At 44.7% G+C, this 19,413-nt stretch carries 18 protein-coding genes; all 18 read right to left on the reverse strand.

The window, feature by feature from the left end:
- Nucleotides 1–116: 116 nt before the first annotated feature.
- The 18 genes from spoIID to atpG all read right to left on the reverse strand — a co-directional run bounded on the left by spoIID (nucleotide 117) and on the right by atpG (nucleotide 19,413).
- Complete coding sequence (gene spoIID / locus QNH20_RS25800) at nucleotides 117–1,163, reverse strand: stage II sporulation protein D (protein ID WP_283920760.1); 1,047 nt, start codon at nucleotides 1,161–1,163, stop codon at nucleotides 117–119.
- Between the two features lie 419 nt (nucleotides 1,164–1,582).
- Complete coding sequence (murA, locus tag QNH20_RS25805; protein ID WP_283920761.1) at nucleotides 1,583–2,893, reverse strand: UDP-N-acetylglucosamine 1-carboxyvinyltransferase; 1,311 nt, start codon at nucleotides 2,891–2,893, stop codon at nucleotides 1,583–1,585.
- A gap of 32 nt (nucleotides 2,894–2,925) precedes the next feature.
- Nucleotides 2,926–3,816 carry a YwmB family TATA-box binding protein gene (locus tag QNH20_RS25810; RefSeq protein WP_283920762.1) on the reverse strand — a complete coding sequence of 297 codons (891 nt, stop codon included), beginning with the start codon at nucleotides 3,814–3,816 and terminating at the stop codon, nucleotides 2,926–2,928.
- A gap of 348 nt (nucleotides 3,817–4,164) precedes the next feature.
- Nucleotides 4,165–4,401 (reverse strand): DUF1146 family protein, encoded by a 237-nt coding sequence (locus tag QNH20_RS25815; protein ID WP_283920763.1) that lies wholly within the window; start codon nucleotides 4,399–4,401, stop codon nucleotides 4,165–4,167.
- Nucleotides 4,402–4,915: 514 nt separating this feature from the next.
- On the reverse strand, nucleotides 4,916–6,400 hold the full coding sequence (nuoN, locus tag QNH20_RS25820; protein ID WP_283920764.1) for an NADH-quinone oxidoreductase subunit NuoN: 1,485 nt from the start codon (nucleotides 6,398–6,400) through the stop codon (nucleotides 4,916–4,918).
- A gap of 6 nt (nucleotides 6,401–6,406) precedes the next feature.
- Nucleotides 6,407–7,915 (reverse strand): NADH-quinone oxidoreductase subunit M, encoded by a 1,509-nt coding sequence (locus QNH20_RS25825; protein WP_283920765.1) that lies wholly within the window; start codon nucleotides 7,913–7,915, stop codon nucleotides 6,407–6,409.
- Complete coding sequence (gene nuoL / locus QNH20_RS25830) at nucleotides 7,912–9,780, reverse strand: NADH-quinone oxidoreductase subunit L (RefSeq protein WP_283920766.1); 1,869 nt, start codon at nucleotides 9,778–9,780, stop codon at nucleotides 7,912–7,914. The genes QNH20_RS25825 and nuoL overlap by 4 nt, the downstream gene beginning before the upstream one ends.
- Before the next feature lie 162 nt (nucleotides 9,781–9,942).
- A complete protein-coding gene (gene nuoK, locus QNH20_RS25835; RefSeq protein WP_283920767.1) occupies nucleotides 9,943–10,257 on the reverse strand; it encodes an NADH-quinone oxidoreductase subunit NuoK in 315 nt (104 codons plus the stop codon).
- Complete coding sequence (locus QNH20_RS25840; protein WP_283920768.1) at nucleotides 10,254–10,772, reverse strand: NADH-quinone oxidoreductase subunit J; 519 nt, start codon at nucleotides 10,770–10,772, stop codon at nucleotides 10,254–10,256. Before QNH20_RS25840 ends, nuoK begins: the two co-directional genes overlap by 4 nt.
- Nucleotides 10,769–11,188 (reverse strand): NADH-quinone oxidoreductase subunit NuoI, encoded by a 420-nt coding sequence (gene nuoI / locus QNH20_RS25845; RefSeq protein WP_007086146.1) that lies wholly within the window; start codon nucleotides 11,186–11,188, stop codon nucleotides 10,769–10,771. Before nuoI ends, QNH20_RS25840 begins: the two co-directional genes overlap by 4 nt.
- 40 nt (nucleotides 11,189–11,228) lie before the next feature.
- Complete coding sequence (gene nuoH / locus QNH20_RS25850; RefSeq protein WP_283920769.1) at nucleotides 11,229–12,236, reverse strand: NADH-quinone oxidoreductase subunit NuoH; 1,008 nt, start codon at nucleotides 12,234–12,236, stop codon at nucleotides 11,229–11,231.
- On the reverse strand, nucleotides 12,236–13,336 hold the full coding sequence (locus QNH20_RS25855; protein WP_283920770.1) for an NADH-quinone oxidoreductase subunit D: 1,101 nt from the start codon (nucleotides 13,334–13,336) through the stop codon (nucleotides 12,236–12,238). The genes nuoH and QNH20_RS25855 overlap by 1 nt, the downstream gene beginning before the upstream one ends.
- A gap of 3 nt (nucleotides 13,337–13,339) precedes the next feature.
- Nucleotides 13,340–14,731, reverse strand: a complete 1,392-nt coding sequence (locus QNH20_RS25860; RefSeq protein WP_283920771.1) for an NADH-quinone oxidoreductase subunit C — start codon at nucleotides 14,729–14,731, stop codon at nucleotides 13,340–13,342.
- 3 nt (nucleotides 14,732–14,734) lie between these two features.
- Entirely contained in the window at nucleotides 14,735–15,247 is a 513-nt protein-coding gene (locus QNH20_RS25865; protein WP_283920772.1) for a NuoB/complex I 20 kDa subunit family protein, read from the reverse strand.
- A complete protein-coding gene (locus QNH20_RS25870) occupies nucleotides 15,238–15,612 on the reverse strand; it encodes an NADH-quinone oxidoreductase subunit A (RefSeq protein WP_283920773.1) in 375 nt (124 codons plus the stop codon). The genes QNH20_RS25865 and QNH20_RS25870 overlap by 10 nt, the downstream gene beginning before the upstream one ends.
- An 894-nt stretch (nucleotides 15,613–16,506) precedes the next feature.
- Nucleotides 16,507–16,914: a F0F1 ATP synthase subunit epsilon gene (locus tag QNH20_RS25875; protein ID WP_283920774.1), complete on the reverse strand. Its 408-nt coding sequence runs from the start codon at nucleotides 16,912–16,914 to the stop codon at nucleotides 16,507–16,509.
- Nucleotides 16,915–16,935: 21 nt separating this feature from the next.
- Entirely contained in the window at nucleotides 16,936–18,357 is a 1,422-nt protein-coding gene (gene atpD, locus QNH20_RS25880; RefSeq protein ID WP_283920775.1) for a F0F1 ATP synthase subunit beta, read from the reverse strand.
- 198 nt (nucleotides 18,358–18,555) lie between these two features.
- On the reverse strand, nucleotides 18,556–19,413 hold the full coding sequence (gene atpG / locus QNH20_RS25885; protein ID WP_283920776.1) for an ATP synthase F1 subunit gamma: 858 nt from the start codon (nucleotides 19,411–19,413) through the stop codon (nucleotides 18,556–18,558).

Raw genomic sequence — 19,413 nt, forward strand, 5'->3', positions numbered from 1 at the left:
TACATTTTTATACCTATATAAGCTTTGTTTTGAATTACGTGCAGCTCTTTTTTCTTCCATCAACGCCTTTTTTAATGGCTCTAGCTTTGTTTTCTAAGTAACGTAAATAGGTCTATTTATTTCTGCGCCGTAATCGTCGCCATCATTGGCTCCGCCGAAGTAATCTCCACTCCCTTGTAATAGTGCTTCACAATCTCCTTATAATTCGATCCTTCCTCGGCCATGCCGTTCGCACCGTACTGGCTCATACCGACACCGTGGCCGAAGCCTTTTGTCGTGATCACAATATTTTCACCCTTACGCTCCCAGGCAAAGTCAGACGATTTCAGGTCAAGTTTTTCGCGGATATCTTTTCCAGACAGAACCTTTCCGTTAAAATTGACTTTTCCGACACGCTTTCCTGTGGTACGCTCAACAATTTTTCCAATCGTGGACCCCGAGCCAATCTTAACACCAAGCATTGCTTCAAACTCTTTAACCGTTAACACCTTTTGATTTGAAAATTTCGGTGACTTTTTATCCCATGGACTCGATACACTTCTTAAATAAGGAATATTACCTGACCAATAGTCTTCCGAGTTTTCTGTATAGCCATTCCCTGTGGAGAAGAAAAGGGCATCGATCGGCTTTCCATCGTAGGTCAGAATTTGTCCGCCCGTCGTCTGGACTGCTTCAAGAACTTTTTCCTTTTTCCAACTATAATCCTTACCCCAATTTCTCCTCATTTCTTCATCATTCATGTAAACCTGATGGATTTGGGTGTCAGTGACCTGGGCTCCCTTCGGTACGCCCATCGTATCCTTACTTACTAATCTGTTTACGATATAGGTCCTTGCCGCTAATGCCTGAGCCTTTAATGCTTCCTCTTTAAACTCTGCCGGCATTTCCGCTGCTACAACCCCAACAAGATAATCTTCGAACGGGACTTTTTCAATTATTTTTTTTGAGGAGCGAAACACTGCTACCTCTACCGCCGTATCTGAATCAGCGGTAGAGGTAGAGGTCGATTTCGTTTCTTTAGCAGAGGCTTTCGTTAAATCTTCCCCTAATTTTCCTCTCGCTTGATGCTCGCCCGAAAACGGTAAAACCAGCATTGCGGGAATGATGAGGGTCAGGGCAATAAGGAATGATGCTAGTACGATGAGTAGTTTGATTTTTTTCATGATTGTGCCTCCAGTTTGAAAAATTCGCAGCCGGCACTAACAAGCCGAGATGCGTCTCCATTCATACATATGGAAGCGGACAAGCATTTATTACATATTTTTTCTAACTATGCGACGGAGGTCAGTCACCGAAAACTCCGTAAACATGGTAGCAAAGATAAAAAGGGTGTCAGGCACCGTAAACGCAATATGCGTAGTAAAAATGGGGTAAATGTTTAACCACCACGCGATAAGCAACGTGGTAATAAGGTTAACGGTGCCTGACACCCATTTCACAATATTCATGGTGTTAAAGTAGGAAACGGTGCCTGACGGTCTCTGACATCACCGCCCACGCTACCACAACAAAAAATCCCGAAGGTTGGGTCGGTCTGATATCAGACCACCACACACACTTCGGGATTCCTATTTAATATTATTTATGCATTCATATCTGAAATATAGTTTTGAGTTTCAACAAAGATTTCGTCAGCTTCTTTAATACGTTCGATATCAGCGCCTAATCCTGCCAGCTTGCCGTGGAAGTTCACGTAACCGCGGTCTAAGTGTTTCAACTCCGTCACGCGTGTCACTCCTTCAGAAACTAAGCCAGTCAAAATCAACGCTGCCGCTGCCCGTAAATCCGTTGCTGACACTTCAGCGCCTTGTAAATTCGAAGGGCCATTTAAAATTACCGAACGGCCTTCAATTTTAATATCCGCATTCATGCGGCGGAATTCCTCGACGTGCATAAAACGGTTCTCAAACACCGTTTCTGTGATCATCGAAGTCCCATCTGCACGAAGCAATAACGCCATCATTTGCGACTGCATATCTGTTGGGAAGCCTGGATGAGGCATCGTTTTGATGTCGACCGCCTTCAACCGCTCAGGACCGATGACACGAACGCCATCCTCTTCCTCAACAATCATCACACCCATCTCTTCCATTTTCGCAATCAAAGAAGATAAGTGCTCAGGAACCGCACCTTGTACCAATACATTTCCTCCGGTAATCGCAGCAGCAGTCATAAAGGTACCTGCCTCGATACGGTCAGGAATAATCGCATGATCCGCACCAAATAATACATCAACGCCCTCAATCCTCAAAGTACCCGTACCGGCACCTTTCACTCGAGCGCCCATTTTATTCAAGAAATTCGCCAAGTCTACAATTTCTGGTTCTTTTGCGACGTTTTCAATAATGGTCGTACCCTGTGCAAGGGTCGCCGCCATCATAATGTTTTCTGTTGCACCAACACTTGGGAAATCCAAGTAAATCTTTGCTCCCTTTAAGCGGCCGTCAACCTCCGCTTCAATAAAGCCATTTCCTACCTTCACCGTTGCACCCATGGCCTCAAAGCCCTTTAGGTGCTGGTCAATAGGACGGGATCCAATCGCACAGCCTCCAGGCAGAGCAACACGTGCCCGGCCATTGCGTGCCAACAATGATCCCATGACAAGAACAGACGCGCGCATTTTTCGAACATATTCGAATGGCGCTTCATCTTTTAACTCTCTGGATGCATCGACAACAACTGTATTATCTTCAAATACCACTTGAGCATTTAAGTTACGTAAAACTTCATTTATTGTGTATACATCGGAGAGTGTAGGTACATCACTAATTACACTTTTTCCATCACTTGCTAATAATGTTGCAGCGATAACAGGCAACACGGCATTTTTTGCACCTTCCACTTTTACCGTTCCATAAAGCCTTTGTCCGCCGCGGACGATGATCTTTTCCAAGAGTATTCCCCTCCGCGTCCATTTTCTCTATATTAATATTCAATCGTAATGATTGGTGTGCCAACTACAATGGTAGTCTTTGCGCCCAATCCTTCGGAGCGTACGCCAATTTGCAAATTCATGTTATTTTTTCGTTGATCTATGAAGCCTGAAAACATCGACGATGATGCCGAAACAGACATGAATGTCTCCTCTTTTAACGCTTCGATTTTTTTTGCATCAAAACTAGACAGTAATTTGCTTACTGCTACAGGTAAAGCCGTATCCATCTTATCATTGAAAACGCCCATCATACAAGAAAAAACTGTTGGTTTTTCTCGAAATATGTCGGATAGCCTATTTTTCAATTCATTACTAGTGAAATAGGCTTCATCAGCCTTATTCCACCCTTTACCATTAACACTATATACTATATACGCATTTACAGGTTGTTTTGTGTGGGTTGCCATAATTTGAAGCATTTCTTTGTGGTGTTTAGTTGGAGATATTGCTGTCACTTCCCATTTTTGGCTGGTGTTCGTTACAGACCATTCCCAATCGGGAAACTTTTCCTGAAGCTTACGCGCATATTCCTGAATCTCCCGCTCACTTCTCATGCCGGTCACATGCTCCCGTGCATAAAAAGACCAATCCGTGAGCAAAATATCATCGGCTTGTAATACAGCGCCTATTTTTCCTAAATCGCTTGTGCTCTCTGGAAAAATTGACAAGCTGCTGCCCGCCTTCTTTTTCGCATTAACGGATGGTGAGCCAACGTCGCCTATATCCGACTTGTGAAAAAGTTCTTTGCCGGCTTCGGTTCCTTGTTCAGCTCGAAAAAAATCCAGATCTCCCGTTGCTTCAGTCGTTCGGTTCCCAATAACAACCAGAATCAAACTCAAAATCGAAATCATGTATAAAAATTGCTTAACATTTCTCTTCATCTCTTTACTCCCCCTTACTACCATTGTTGCCAGGTAGTGAGAGAGCAATACTTGGGAAATGTCGTCACTTTTAGACATGTTTCAAAACCGAGAATCAATAGTTTGGGTACTTCCAACTCGTGAATGAAACAGCTCAATTTCAGTTCCAAAAACCGCACTTTGTAACGTATGCCATTTATTGGCCAAGGAAAATGGCATGAGATTATGTTACTTCTTTGTCATTTCCAAATTTGGGACAATCTTAGCTTTCCACATAAACTCGATTGTACTCAAAATTTCTGCAATTGGGAACATGTATGAAGACCTAAATTTTTTCCAATTTTATAAGAAGCCTGGCGAATGTCACTGCTAATTAAAAATTAATGGCAGTTGTTTCGACCATTGCAGGTAATCAAGGAAAAAGTTACTAACAGAAGATCCAATGAAAATAGCTAATAATATGTACAGTAATCGCGCTTGAAACACATGGTTTGGCCGTAGAAGCTTATCTAAACGTACCGCTTGCAGAGCCCACCAGGAAATCGCAATAAACACCAAATGTGACAAGATGCTGACTAAAGCCATTTGCCCGAAATCATTTATCATTCTGCTACCTCCTTGATACACACAAAGACTATTCTAACATATAGACGACTGAAAAGTGTAACAGTTTCTAAATTTTTCTATATTTGTCGCACTTGTGACAACTTTATGACAATTCCACCGCATTAAATAGTCATCACGGAATTAATGAGTAAAGTTAGCGGAATCGAGAGATCTCTCACAAAAAAAGAAAAGATTAGAGCAAATGCCCTAACCCCTTCTTAGATATAAAACCCCTTTAATTTGACGCCGGCTCCCTTCCCCAAAGGAGCCAGCCATAGTTTAAACACCTAGAGAATGCATCTCCCTATTTCAGCACAAGCCCTAGGTGGTAAACCCATAAATTAAAAATATCAATACTATTTTTTTCACGAGGCCAAATTTAGGCCCTTGAATTAAAATTACCTATTTTTACACGAGCCCAAGGTTTGAGCCCATGAAAAAAACTACACGTATTACCTAATTACCACACAAGCCCTAGGTTTGACCCGGAGCTCTGTTTCCTTTTACCAAAAGATTACTGCAGGTTGTCAAAGAAGTCGAGTGCGATGTTTGGCATGATTCCGAACAGGACGGAGCCGACGACCGCGACAAGCAGGACGACGACGATGCCGAATGGAATGTTAAGCTTTCGTTCATCGCTTGCCGGGCGGAAGAACATTTGTGTCATGACGCCAAAATAATAGAAGTATGACACTACGGTTGTTGCAATCATGATCGACGCGAGCACATAGTGCGGTGTTCCGTAAAAGGCGCCGACAAAGATGTTTAATTTTCCGATGAACCCGGCTGTGCCTGGGAAGCCTGCCAAGGAAACAAGTAAAATTCCCATAAGCACGGCAAGAACCGGTGATCGGCGGTAAAGACCGGCAAAGTCAGCAATTCGCGCCTCCCCGGACTGTCCTGCCACCACTTGGATCACCGCAAAAGCGCCAAGGTTCATTAACATGTAGGCAAGCAGGTAGAACCAGATGGAATAGATCATGTTCGAGCTCAACGTCGTCAGCGCTACAAGAATATATCCAGCATGGGCGATACTGGAATACGCAAACATCCGTTTAATATTTGTTTGCTTCAATGCGACCACGTTACCGATAATCATCGTAACAGCGGCAATGGCAGCGAGATAATCGTGCATTTGGAATAGGATGCTCTCACCGCTAACCCCCGGTGCAGCATTGTAAAATACCGCAATCAGGATACGAATGATGATGACAAAACCAGCTGTTTTCGAAATGACGCTTAAGAAGGCTGTGACTGGTGTTGGTGCGCCTTGGTACACGTCAGGTGCCCACATATGGAACGGAGCCGCTGCCAATTTAAACGACAAACCTACGAGAATCATCAAGAAAGCAAGACCGAGCAGGTAGGCCTGTTGACCATCGGTAATCCCCGACAATATGTTTGCGATTTCGAATAGGTTGGTTGATCCGGATAAGCCGTAAACATAACTCATCCCAAACAACGTGATCGCTGTGGAAATGCCGCCGTTGATGACATATTTCATCGCCGATTCGTTAGACTTTAGATTGTGCTTGCGGATGCCCGCTAGTATATAGGAAGAAATCGATAATAATTCTAACCCAACAAATAACGTAATTAAGTCGCCGCTTGATGTCATAATCATCGCACCAAGCAAGGCTGTTAAGAACAAGTAATAAAACTCACCGCGATACTCCTCGAGTCCATCCTTTGCCTCATAGCTGATTGCTAAAAACATCACTAGCGCAGCACCAGCAAGCAGGATTAATTTAAAGGACTTCCCGAACGCATCAAGCGTGAAGGTATCATCTAAAATCGATGTAGCCTCTGTACCAAGCAGGCTGGTGACAGCGATGATGGCTGCGAAAATTCCAACGATTCCAATCCAGCCTAGGATTCGGCGATCTAGTTTTTTCGGCATAAATAAATCTAACAAGGTAAGTAGTGCTGTCACTCCAAGGATGATGAACTCTGGTGTCATGATACTCCAGTTAAATGATTTCAATGTCTCTAAATCCATCCTTCATCACCCTCCTAACCCTAGCATGATAGTTTCAAGTGTAGCTTGCAGCGGAGAGCTTAGAACACTTGGATAAACACCAATTAACACAATTAAAGCCATTAAAACCACGACTGGAACGAATTCGACGCCTTTTAAGTCAAGAACGCCTGTAAATTCACGATGTGCTTTGCCATACGTGATACCTAAGACTGCTCTCAGCAAGTAAGCGGCCGTCATGATTATGCCGATCGTACCGACAGCGGCAATCCACGGCAACTCCTTAAACAACCCAAGGAAGGCCATAAATTCGCTGACAAATCCGGACATACCCGGCAGTCCGAGTGACGCCATCCCGCCGGCAAGCAAGAAGCCTGCGGCAATCGGCATTCCTTTCGCCATTCCGCCGAGATTTTCGATAAGCGATGTATCGGTACGCTCGTACAAGACGCCAACCAGGAAGAACAATAAAGCGGAAATCAATCCGTGTGAAACCACTTGGAAAATCGCTCCTTGCACCCCGGCTTCATTCATTGCCGCAAGTCCGATCAGCACGATTCCCATATGTGAAATAGATGAATAAGCCAAAACCATTTTAAAGTCTGTTTGAATGAACGCCAGGAACGCTCCGTAAAGGAGGTTAATCACTCCAAGGACAGCGATAAGCACGCTTAGAGTCTCAAACTGCTCGGGAAAAATCCCCATTCCAAAACGAATTAGGCCGTACGCACCAATTTTTAATAGAATCCCAGAGTGAATCATAACAACGGCTGGCGGTGCTTGGACGTGCACCTTGAGCATCCAGCTGTGCAATGGGAAAATCGGCAATTTTACCCCGAACGCAATTAATAGGGCGATAAGAAGTCCAAGTTTTAGGTCGCTGGAAAGCGGTGCACTTGGATCAGCCATTATTTGTGTCAATAAATCAATGTTGGTTGTGCCTGTTTTGGCAAACAGAATCATAATCACGATTAGGAGCACTGCTGAGCCTAAACCGTTATAAATTAAGAAGCTGTATGCCGCTTTTTCTTTTTCAAAATAACCCCATTTTCCAATTAAGAAGAACGTAGGGATGAGGGTAACTTCGAAAAAGATGAAGAACAAGATTAAGTTTTCCGCAGTAAACACTCCAAGCATGCCAATTTCTAACAGAAGGAACAGCATGAAATAGCCTTTCCATTCTTTTTTCACAAATCTTACAGCGGCAATCGCTGACAAGGTCGCGACGATAGCGGTGAGGACAACCAGCAAGAGCTGGAAGCCGCTGAGGCCAAGCTCATAGTAAACCGAGAAGATTGGCTCTTGGACATTCATGCCGCGGAATTGAATCCAGTCTTTTGATACGGCAAAGTCAGCGAGGTCCTTGCCCCATTGGAAATGGAGATAGGCCGCGAGCGCCAGAAATAATGGCGGCAAGGTCGCGAGAAAGCCAACCAGTTTGATTGCTTTTTCTTCCATCTTCGGCATGAAAGCTAAAACGATAATCCCTAGTAAAGGGGAGAATACTAGAATTGATAAAACCCATTGCAAATTCATCGTAAGTACCCCCCTGTTAACGCAAAGATGACAGCGAGCAGTGCGAGTCCGATGAAGGCGACTGCCCCGTAAGTTTGAACCTGTCCGGTCTGCATTTTCGAACCGGTTTTACCAAGGCCTTGGACAATTCCGACAACGCCCTTAACAAGTCCTTCGACAACGAAGACGTCGATGAATCGTAGAAGATAGCTGATTGCTTTTGTCGCAGCCACCACTGTCATTTGATAAAACTCATCAACGTAATATTTGTTCAGTAAAATCGTGTGTAAGGTATCCCCCGTGCCGCTTAACCAGTTGCGGGCGATTGTTCGCTTGTAGTACATCAAGTAAGCAAGGTAGATTCCCGCTAAGGACACAACGGTTGCTGCGATCATAATCCAAATCGGGCCTTCGATATGGCCATGTCCGAGGGCCGGGTTGCCGTCGACGAGCCAGTCGCCAAGGAACGAGCCGAACCAAGGTGTGTTCACATAACCGGCAATGACTGCTAGGATGCCGAGCAGGATCATTGGGTAGGTCATGTAGTTTGGTGATTCGTGAACATGTTTTTGATTACCGCGAGCTTCACCGGTGAAGACCATGAAGAACAGGCGGAACATATAGAATGCTGTCATGAATGCTGCGATCAGTGCGAGCAAGAAGAGAACTGGATGTCCGCCTTCCCAGGCAGCAATTAGAATTTCATCTTTACTGAAGAATCCAGAAAGCCCCGGTACACCACTGATTGCGAGTGTTCCGATTAAGAATAGCGGCCCGGTCAGCTTCAGCTTTTTCCAAAGTCCACCCATTTCCTCGATATTCTGCGTATGTACCGCGTGAATCACGGAACCGGCAGCCAAGAATAATAACGCCTTGAAGAATGCGTGTGTCATCAAGTGGAACACACCGGCAACATAACCGGCAGTACCAAGTGCGAGCATCATATAGCCGAGCTGGCTGACCGTTGAATAGGCAAGAACTCTTTTGATATCGGTTTGCACAATGCCAATGCTTGCCGCAAAGATGGCGGTAACCGCACCTATGATGGCGATTGTTAGCAGTGCCGTTTTGCTAGCTAAGAACAGTGGGAATAGTGCAGCGACTAAATATACCCCAGCGGCAACCATCGTTGCGGCATGGATGAGGGCCGAAACAGGTGTCGGACCTTCCATCGCATCAGGAAGCCATGTGTGGAGAGGGAACTGACCTGACTTTCCGACTGCCCCGATAAAAATTAAGATTGCCGTTAACGTAATCATCGTTTGGGATACAGCCCCTGCTTCCACTGCAGAAAAGATTTCGCTGTATTCAAATGATTTTGTTTGCCAGAAGAGTAGGATCATGCCGATGAATAAGCCGACATCCCCGATACGGGTCATGATGAACGCCTTTTTCGCAGCGGCTTTTGCCTCTTCTTTGTAATAATAGAAACCGATTAATAGGAAGGAACCAACACCAACAAGCTCCCAGAAAATATATGTTTGCAACAGGTTTGGCGAAATAACCAGCCCGAGCATTGCAAATGTAAATAATCCTAAATAGGCATAGAATACCGGAAACCGCTCATCCCCATGCATGTACCCCTTGGAGTAGGTATGTACTAAGAAACTTACGAGCGATACGATAAACAGCATCAATGCATTTAATTGATTCACTTCAAAGCCCGCTGTTAGATGCAGATCTCCTATCGTGAGCCATTCAAACTTCGTACTGTAGGTTGGCTCTGAAAAGCGCTCAAATAACACCAAAATCGAATAGATAAGCGATGCCAACGTGAGAAAAATCCCCACATATGCACTCGCCTCCTTCAGTCGCTTACCGAATAGGAGAAGGATCAAAAACGATAATAGCGGGAAAAGCGGTATGAGCCATGCATTTTCCATCATTATCACTATCCCCTTTAATGGTGCCTGACACCCTTCGTGGACAAATCCACCCATTTGTCCGCGTGGAGTGGACACTCCCTTTTAAGGCAGAGTGTGTCCTTCCGTGGTAAACAAATTGTGGTAAGTGTCTTTTTGTGGTGCCTGACACCCAAAGTTGTCTGTCTAGTTTTTCATTGTGTCCATTTCGTCAATGTTAACGGTTTTCTTGCTGCGGTAAAGCGAAATCAAGATCGCGAGTCCGACAGCTGCTTCGGCTGCTGCCACACAGATGGCAAACAGGGCGAAGATTTGACCTGTAATCGATGGCGCCATGCCATATTTACTAAAGGTAACCAAGTTAATATTAACGGCATTCAGCATCAATTCTATGGAGATCAACACAATTACGGTATTCTTTTTCGTTAACGCACCGTATAACCCAATGCAGAATAATATCAGTGCGAGAGCCAGGAAGGCTGAAGCGGGAACTGAACTCATTCCTTATCCGCCTCCTTCTTCTCGTTTTTTGCCAAAATAATCGAACCAACCAAGGCCGCTAATAGTAAAACAGATGTTAGCTCAAACGGAATAATATATTTTGAGTAAAGTGCTTCCCCAATTTGGAGGGTATTGTTTTCATGCAGTTTTGTCGGAACTTGATCGATATTAAAGTTATAAATCCCGATGTAGACAGCAAAAGCAAAGCCAACAATCCCTAAGAACAAAAGTAACTTTCGCCATTTGCCCGTTTTTGGTTCACTTTCATCATCATGTTTCGTTAACATAATACCAAACAGCATGATAATCGTGATCGCACCTGAATAAATTAAGATTTGTACGGCTGCCACAAATTCTGCGGAAAGCAGCACATAAATTCCGGCAATTGCGACGAAAGTGAAGATGAGGGCAACGACCATATGAATCACTTTGTTAAGGTTCAATAGAAGCACGCCGCCGATGATCGCAACAAGTGCGAGTCCCATAAAAGCGAGGAATTCACCTGAAAATGTCATGCTTTATTCACCTGCCGTATGTTTTCGTCGTTTTCATCTAACCATTCAAGGTTTTTAAATAACATGTCCCGGCTGTATTCAGCGAGCTCGAAGTTATTGGTCATGATGATAGCTTCTGTTGGGCACACCTCTGTACACAGGTCACAGAGGATACATATTTCAAAGTTAATGTCGTAAGTGTCAATGATTTTCCCCTTTTTCGTTGGGTCCGGATGCTTTTTACCCGTTAATTGAATACAGTCCGTCGGGCAAATCTGTGCACACTGGTTACAAACAATGCACTTCTCCGGATAAAACTTTTGAATCCCGCGAAAGCGGTCAGGAAGCGGAAGCGGCTCGTTTGGATAATCGTACGTAACCTTCTCACGCGATAATTGTTTCAGGGTATATTTCAAGCCTTTAAATACTCCAAGCACGTTTTTCACCCCTTTTACATTTTAAAAATTGTTATTGGTGTCAGGCACCTAATAATGATTTAAGGATGGCGGTTAGGAAAATGTTTGCCAAGGCGATTGGCAGCAGGATTTTCCAGCCAAATTCCATTAGGCTGTCAGCGCGGAAACGCGGAAGCGTACTGCGCAGCCAAATATAGACAAAGACAACTGCACTAAATTTAAGTGCAAACCATACTGCGCCCGGAATAAAATCAAGAATCTCAAGCGGAGGCAGCCAGCCACCAAGGAATACAACCGTAATAAGTGCTGACATACCAAATAGGTACACATATTCTGAAAGCATAAAGAAAGCCCAGCGGAATCCTGAATACTCGACGTGGTAGCCGGCAACAAGTTCATTTTCCGACTCCGGCAGGTCAAATGGTGTCCGGTTTAATTCCGCAATCGATGCGATAAAAAAGACAACAAAGCCAATTGGCTGTAATAAGATAAACCAGCCGTGCTCCTGAGCCTTCACGATGTCATTTAGGTTTAGGCTTCCTGAGAGTAAAATAACCCCAAGAACGGACATAACAAGCGGGATTTCATAAGAAATCATTTGTGCCGCAGCACGCATTCCTCCTAAGAGAGCATACTTATTATTCGACGCCCAGCCGCCCAGCACCATGCCAAAAACGGTTAATCCAGAAACAGCAATGTAATACAGTAAGCCGACACCAATATCGGCAAATTGAAACTTATCGGTAAACGGCAGCGTCGCTAGTACCATGAACGATGGTGCAAACGCAATAACCGGTGCCAGAATAAATAATGGCCGGTCGACTGCCTTCGGGATAATATCCTCTTTCAGTAAAAGCTTCAAAACGTCAGCCACGGTCTGTAAAAGTCCCCAGCGGCCGCCAAGTTGATTTGGACCGTGACGCAGCTGCATGAAACCCATAACTTTCCGCTCTGCTAAAATTCCATAGGTAACGAAGCCTAATACGACTAAAAGCAAGACAACTCCAAGTAAAAAGAAGATCCCAAAATTAGCCCAGCCGGGACTCGATTGGAGCAACTCTTCCATCATTAGCCGTCCACCTCCCCAAGGACAATATCAATTGCCCCTAAAATAGCTATCAGATTTGCAATATTTTCGCCTACTAATAATTTCGGGAGAATTTGCAGATTATAGAATGATGGTCTTCTAAACTTTAAGCGATACGGTTCTTTTTTACCGTCGCTGGCAATAAAGCAGCCAATTTCTCCACGTGGTGATTCGGTTCTGACATATGCTTCACCTTTTGGTGCCTTAATGATTTTCGGCACCTTAGCAAGAATGTCTCCCTCAGCAGGGAATTGTTCAACAGCCTGCTCAAGGATTTTCAGCGATTCTTCTATCTCAGTAAGACGGAGATTATAGCGTGCTAAGCAATCGCCGTCCTCCGATGTCGGAACATCAAAATCAAAACGGTTGTAAATCGAATACGGCTCATCTTTACGAAGATCCCATTTTACCCCTGTACAGCGCAGATTTGGCCCGCTGAGTGAATAGTGGATGGCTTCTTCTTTTGTATATCTGCCAATACCCTTTACCCTGTCCAAAAAGATTTCATTTCCGCTGACAAGCTGATGGTAGCCTGCAAGCTGTTCGCGCATATATGGGATAAAATCTCTTACCTTTTCAATCCAGCCTTCAGGTGCATCCCACTTCACACCGCCAACACGCATATAGTTGAACGTCAAACGTGCACCCGATAATTCGTTCAGCATATTGATAATCATTTCTCGGTCACGGAAGGCATAGATGAATGGGCTTGTCGCCCCAAGGTCAAGGATGTATGTGCCCCATGCAACAAGGTGGCTGGCAATTCGTCCAAGCTCCATGGCTATTACGCGCAGGAAGTCCGCACGTTCCGGCACTTGAATCCCCATCATCGTTTCGACAGCATGACAAATCACGTAGTTGTTGGTCATCGCTGACAGATAGTCCATCCGGTCCGTATAAGGAATAATCTGTGTATACTGCAGGTTCTCTGCCAATTTTTCTGTTCCGCGGTGTAAATAACCGATGACAGGCGTTGCTTCGGTTATGATTTCTCCATCAATTTTAATTACAAGCCGGAATACTCCGTGCGTACTAGGATGCTGTGGACCGACGTTTAGTAACATTTCTTCTGTTCTGATCATTGGCTACACCTCCACATCATACTGTTCATAGTCTTTACGCAGTGGATGGCCAACCCAATCTTCTCCAAGCAAAATCCGATGCAAATTCGGATGTCCTGTAAACTTTATTCCAAGTAAATCATATGCTTCACACTCAGGCCAGTTCGCTCCGGCCCAAATTGGCTGCAAGGACTCGATTGTTGGTTCATCGCGGTCAATCTTCACTTTTAATGAAACCGATTGCCGGTTTTTGTATGAGTACAAGTGAACATACACTTCCATATGTGTTTCATAATCCGTTCCATGCAGCTCAGATAGATAGTCAAACCCGAGAAGCTCATTATATTTTAAAAATTGAGCTAACTTAAAATATGTATCATGCTTCGCCACAAGTGTCGGAACATCTTTGGATAGTTTATTAATATAAGAATCTTCTAAAACATCTGAACCTAGGTTTTCTGCAATCACTTTTACATACTTATCTAAGTATGGCTGATTTGGTGATGGCGCTGCGGTTTGGGCTTCGGCTGCAGCTGTATCGCCGGCTTTTGTGGATCCGGCTGCCTTCGCCTTCGCTGCTGCCGCTGCCTTTGCTTTGGCCTTGGCTGCTGCAATTGCTTTCGCTTTTTCATCATCGCCACCTGCGGATGCGTCCGATCCTGCTCCAGCTGCTTTCGCCTTGGCTGCTGCCGCCGCCTTCGCCTTCGCTGCCGCTGCTGCCTTCGCTTTGGCTGCTGCCGCTGCTTTCGCTTTCGCATCGTCACCTGCTGGGGCATCGTCGCCTGTTCCAGTTGCTTGATCTGAGCTACCCGCTTGTTCCATTGCCTTCCGTTTTGCTGCTGCCGCTGCTTTCGCCTTCGCTACTGCTGCTGCTTTTTTCTTCGCTAAGTCGTCAGCATCGCTGCCTGCAGCAGAATCGGTTTCTGATGCCGGGGCCTCATCGCTCGCTGGGGAATTTCCTCCAGCCAGTTCCATTGCCTTCCGTTTCGCTGCTGCCGCTGCTTTTGCTTTCGCTACCGCTGCTGCTTTTTTCTTCGCTAAGTCGTCTGCATCGCTTGCAGACTGGGCTTCCTCTGCTGCTGGTGTAGCTTCTGCCGCTAGCTCTGAGGCAGGTACGGCCGATTCTGAGGAAGGTTCCTCGCTAATGCCTTCCCTTTTCTTCTTTGCCAGTGCCGCTGCCTTAGCTTTCGCTGCCGCAGCTGCCTTTTTCTTCGCCAAGTCAGCATCATCTCCAGCAGACGGGGCCTGTGGTGCATCCTCGGCCGGCGTTTCAACCTTTTTCGGCTCGGCCGGCATCTCATCCTGCTTCGGCAAAGCTTCGCCTGCTTCCTTTGCCTTACGCTTTGCTAACGCCGCAGCTTTGGCCTTTTCAGCGGCTTCTCTCTTTAATTGTTCGAGATCTTTTTCCCCGCTCATTGATTAAATCACCTTCTTCCCTGTCTTCGCTTCATAACGAATTTTTCCTTTTAATTTATTAATTCCATAAATTAATGCAGCCGGGTTTGGCGGGCATCCAGGAATATATACATCAACAGGTACGATTTGGTCGACACCCTTCACAACGGCATAAGATTTGACATACGGACCTCCGGCAGTCGCACAAGACCCCATTGCAATGACCCATTTTGGCTCCGGCATTTGATCATACAAACGGCGTAATATTGGCGCCATTTTCTTTGTCACCGTACCAGATACAATCATACAATCCGATTGTCTTGGTGATGTCCGGAAAAACGATCCAAAACGGTCGAGGTCATAGTTCGCTCCCCCAACACCCATCATTTCAATCGCACAACAAGCCAGACCAAATGTCATTGGCCACAAGGAATTACTTCGTGCCCAACCCTTAATTTGCTCCAGCGTTGCAAAAAATACATTTCTTTCTAACTCTTTCATTTCCTCAGGTGTTAAATCTTCTAGTTTTAGATCCATCGTAGCACCTTCTTTTTCCAAGCATACGCTAGGCCAATTATCAGCATCGCTACGAAAATTAACATTTCGACGAGAGCAAAAATGCCTAGTTTATCATAAGCGACAGCCCATGGATATAAAAACACCGTTTCTACATCAAAAATAACAAACATTAAGGCAAAAATATAATAGCGGACATTGAACTGTACACGGGAATCGTGAAATGGCTCAATACCGCTCTCATATGTGGTATTCTTCGCATCACTAGGCATATGCGGACGCAGAAGTTTCCCCAAATATAACGCCACCACAGGCAGCAGCACTCCAAGACATAGAAACACAAAAACTATCAGATAATTATTCTGATATACATTTAGAAGTTCCATGTCCATCCCCTCCAATGTTGTAAATTTTCATACTAATGAATATTGTAACCGAATTCATTATAGCATTGTTACAAACTTGTGTCGACAAACCATTTACTTAAAATTGGAATTCTATTTGCTGCTTAATTTTCCATTTAAAGGCTCGTGGAACTCGTTCTCAAAAAAGACTTAAAATGGAAATTTCGCATGCCTCAGTAACAGAAGAGACGCAGGAATCCGATAGCATTTGGCATATGGAAAATAGAATCACAATTTACATCATAACTGGGCTGTAGACATGATGTCCCTTCCAGAGCGTTTCCGTAATCTCACTGACAGGTATCTTGACCCCGCCTCGGAGATAACGCAAGAGCGAACCATACCTATTCATCCTGGTTCTCTCGACTGGGCGTCAGCGAAGGATGCCTTACAAGGATTTTGTTTCTCAAAACCTCAATGCCCTAATCATTCGACAACAACCCCTATTTAATAACATAACAAGTCAAATTGTCTGTGATAATTGTCATTAAATGTTCACATTTTATTATTAACGTGGAAAAATATCATAATAGACTAAACTCCACTACCATCTTCAGTATGTATCAGCTGCAAATATTACCTATATCACTATATTAATCATCAAATCTAATTATCAATCTGCCTAGCTATTTCCCCTATCATCATATGCATAAGAGTCCACTTCATGCCGTTTACACCAAAACTAGTCCTTTCCTATCACTAAATGGCTCTGAGGAGGACTAGCTAACTAAGTATTTTATAAATCTGGCTATGTTCAAACGTAAACCCTTTTAACATTCCGCTTCTCCCTTCAAAAATTCTTTTACCAAAAACAAAAACCCCTCCAGGCAGCGCAAATTGTGCTGCCTAAAGGGGTTCTTTATTTTACAAAAATCATTAAAATCTTTTTTCCGATACGGCGAGGCGATTGATGGCACGCTGCAACGCCAGCTCAGCACGTCGGAAATCGATATGCTCGAGTTTCTGTTCATGCATACGCTGCTCTGCACGTTCCTTCGCTCTTAGGGCACGTTCCACATCAATATCAGATGCTTTCTCTGCCGTTTGGGCAAGAATCGTCACTTGATCAGGACGAACCTCTAAAAATCCACCGCTGACCGCGATCAATTCCGTCTTACCATCCTTTTTCAGACGAACAGCACCAATTTGGAGCGGAGCCACCATCGGAATGTGTCCAGGTAAAATTCCCAGCTCACCACTCTGAGCCTTCGTACTAACCATTTCCACATCTGAATCATACACCGGGCCATCGGGAGTAACAACACTGACTTTAATCGTCTTCATTTTTTACCCTCCTGGCGTACTTTACGCTTCTACACCCATGCGTTTTCCAGCCTCAACCACTTCTTCAATGCGGCCGACCAAACGGAACGCATCTTCTGGAAGATGATCATATTTACCATCAAGGATATCTTTGAATCCTTTAACAGTTTCTTTTACAGGCACATACGAACCTGGCTGGCCAGTAAACTGCTCAGCAACGTGGAAGTTCTGTGATAAGAAGAACTGAATACGGCGCGCACGGTGTACGATTAACTTATCATCATCAGAAAGTTCGTCCATACCAAGGATCGCAATGATATCCTGTAATTCACGGTAACGCTGAAGCGTTTGTTGTACATTACGAGCTACAGTGTAGTGCTCTTCGCCAACGATTTCTGGTGACAACGCACGAGAAGTTGAAGCAAGAGGATCCACCGCTGGGTAAATACCCATCTCAGAAAGCTTACGCTCAAGGTTAGTTGTTGCATCTAAGTGAGCGAAAGTAGTCGCCGGAGCCGGGTCAGTGTAGTCATCGGCTGGTACGTAAATCGCTTGGATCGATGTAACAGAACCTACGTTAGTAGATGTAATACGCTCTTGTAATTTACCCATTTCAGTAGCAAGAGTCGGCTGGTAACCTACCGCAGATGGCATACGGCCAAGTAGGGCGGATACCTCAGAACCTGCTTGCGTGAAACGGAAGATGTTATCCATGAAGAAAAGAACGTCCTGTCCTTGCTCATCACGGAAATATTCAGCCATTGTCAAACCTGTCAAGGCAACACGCATACGTGCACCTGGCGGCTCGTTCATTTGTCCGAATACCATCGCTGTTTTCTTGATAACGCCTGAATCCGTCATTTCATGGAAAAGGTCGTTACCTTCACGAGTACGCTCACCAACACCGGCGAATACCGAAATACCACCGTGCTCTTGAGCGATGTTATTGATCAATTCCTGGATTAATACGGTTTTACCTACTCCGGCACCACCAAATAGACCAATCTTACCACCCTTAATATATGGTGCAAGAAGGTCTACTACCTTAATACCAGTTTCAAGAATTTCTACCTCAGTAGAAAGATTTTCAAATGTTGGCGCTTCGCGGTGAATCGAATCACGGCGGGCACTTGCCGGTACATCTTCAACAAGGTCAATCGCTTCACCTAATACGTTAAATACACGGCCAAGAGTTACGTCACCAACCGGTACCGAAATTGGCGCACCAGTATCTTCAACTTCCAAACCGCGAGTTAAACCGTCAGTAGAAGCCATCGCAATTGTACGAACTGTATCATCACCTAAATGAAGGGCTACTTCAAGGGTTAAGTTGATATCAACTTCTGATTCAGTACGCGCTTTACTTACCACTTTTAATGCGTTATAGATCTCAGGCAGCTGACCGTTATCAAACTTGACGTCAACAACCGGACCCATAATCTGAAGAACGCGTCCTTTGTTCATCGTTTTCCCTCCTAACTTACTCTTTCGATACAAGCCTCATGCATCCGTGCATTTTGCCATTCATTTTTGAATAGAAGAACTACAATTCACGCACAAGACTCATTTTCGTTTTCACACAGAGCCGGGAACAACCGTATCGTCCCCAATACTCCTACAAACAGATTGTTTATGGTGTCAGGCACCGAATGGTAATTTTTACTATTCTAGTGCTGCTGCGCCGCCGACGATTTCGGTGATTTCTTGAGTAATCGCTGCTTGACGGGCGCGGTTGTAGCTTAATGTATAGTCGTTGATTAGTTCTTTCGCATTATCTGTTGCATTTCTCATTGCGGTCATCCGGGCAGCATGCTCACTTGCTTTACTGTCTAATAAAGCACCGAAAATTAAGCTCTCCGCATATTGTGGCAGGAGAACTTCCAAAATTTCTTCTGCAGATGGCTCAAATTCATAGGAAATGAGCTTGTGAGAAGTGGATAAATCCGATAGTGGAAGCAGCTTCTTCTCGGTAACTTCCTGTGAAATCGCACTTAGATAATGACTGTAATAGACATATAGTTCATCGAAAGTGCCGTCGGCAAACATCCCAACTGTATTGCGGGTCACTTCCTGGATGTCAGCAAAGTTTGGCTGGGCAGGTAGCCCAATCATCTCGAGGACTACATTCATACCGCGCTTGACAAAAAAGTCGCGGGCCACTCTTCCAATTGCAATGATCGCGAATTCATCATTCGATTTATGACGACTTTGGATTGTTTGATGAACCTTACGAATTACGTTGCTGTTGAACGCACCCGCAAGTCCGCTGTCAGAAGTCATAACAATATAACCGGTCTTCTTAACAGGTCGATGTGTCAGCATTGGATGAATTACTCCGCCAGCACCGATTGCTATCGATGCAGTTACTTCCTGGATTTTTTCCATGTATGGTACGAATGCTTTTGCATTCAACACAGCACGGTTCCATTTAGCGGCAGAAGTCATTTCCATTGCTTTTGTGATTTGACTCGTCTTTTTCGTTGAATTAATACGATTTTTTATCTCGCGTAATGAAGCCAT

The sequence above is a fragment of the Neobacillus sp. WH10 genome (assembly GCF_030123405.1).
In the GTDB taxonomy this organism is placed as follows: Bacteria; Bacillota; Bacilli; order Bacillales; family Cytobacillaceae; genus Neobacillus.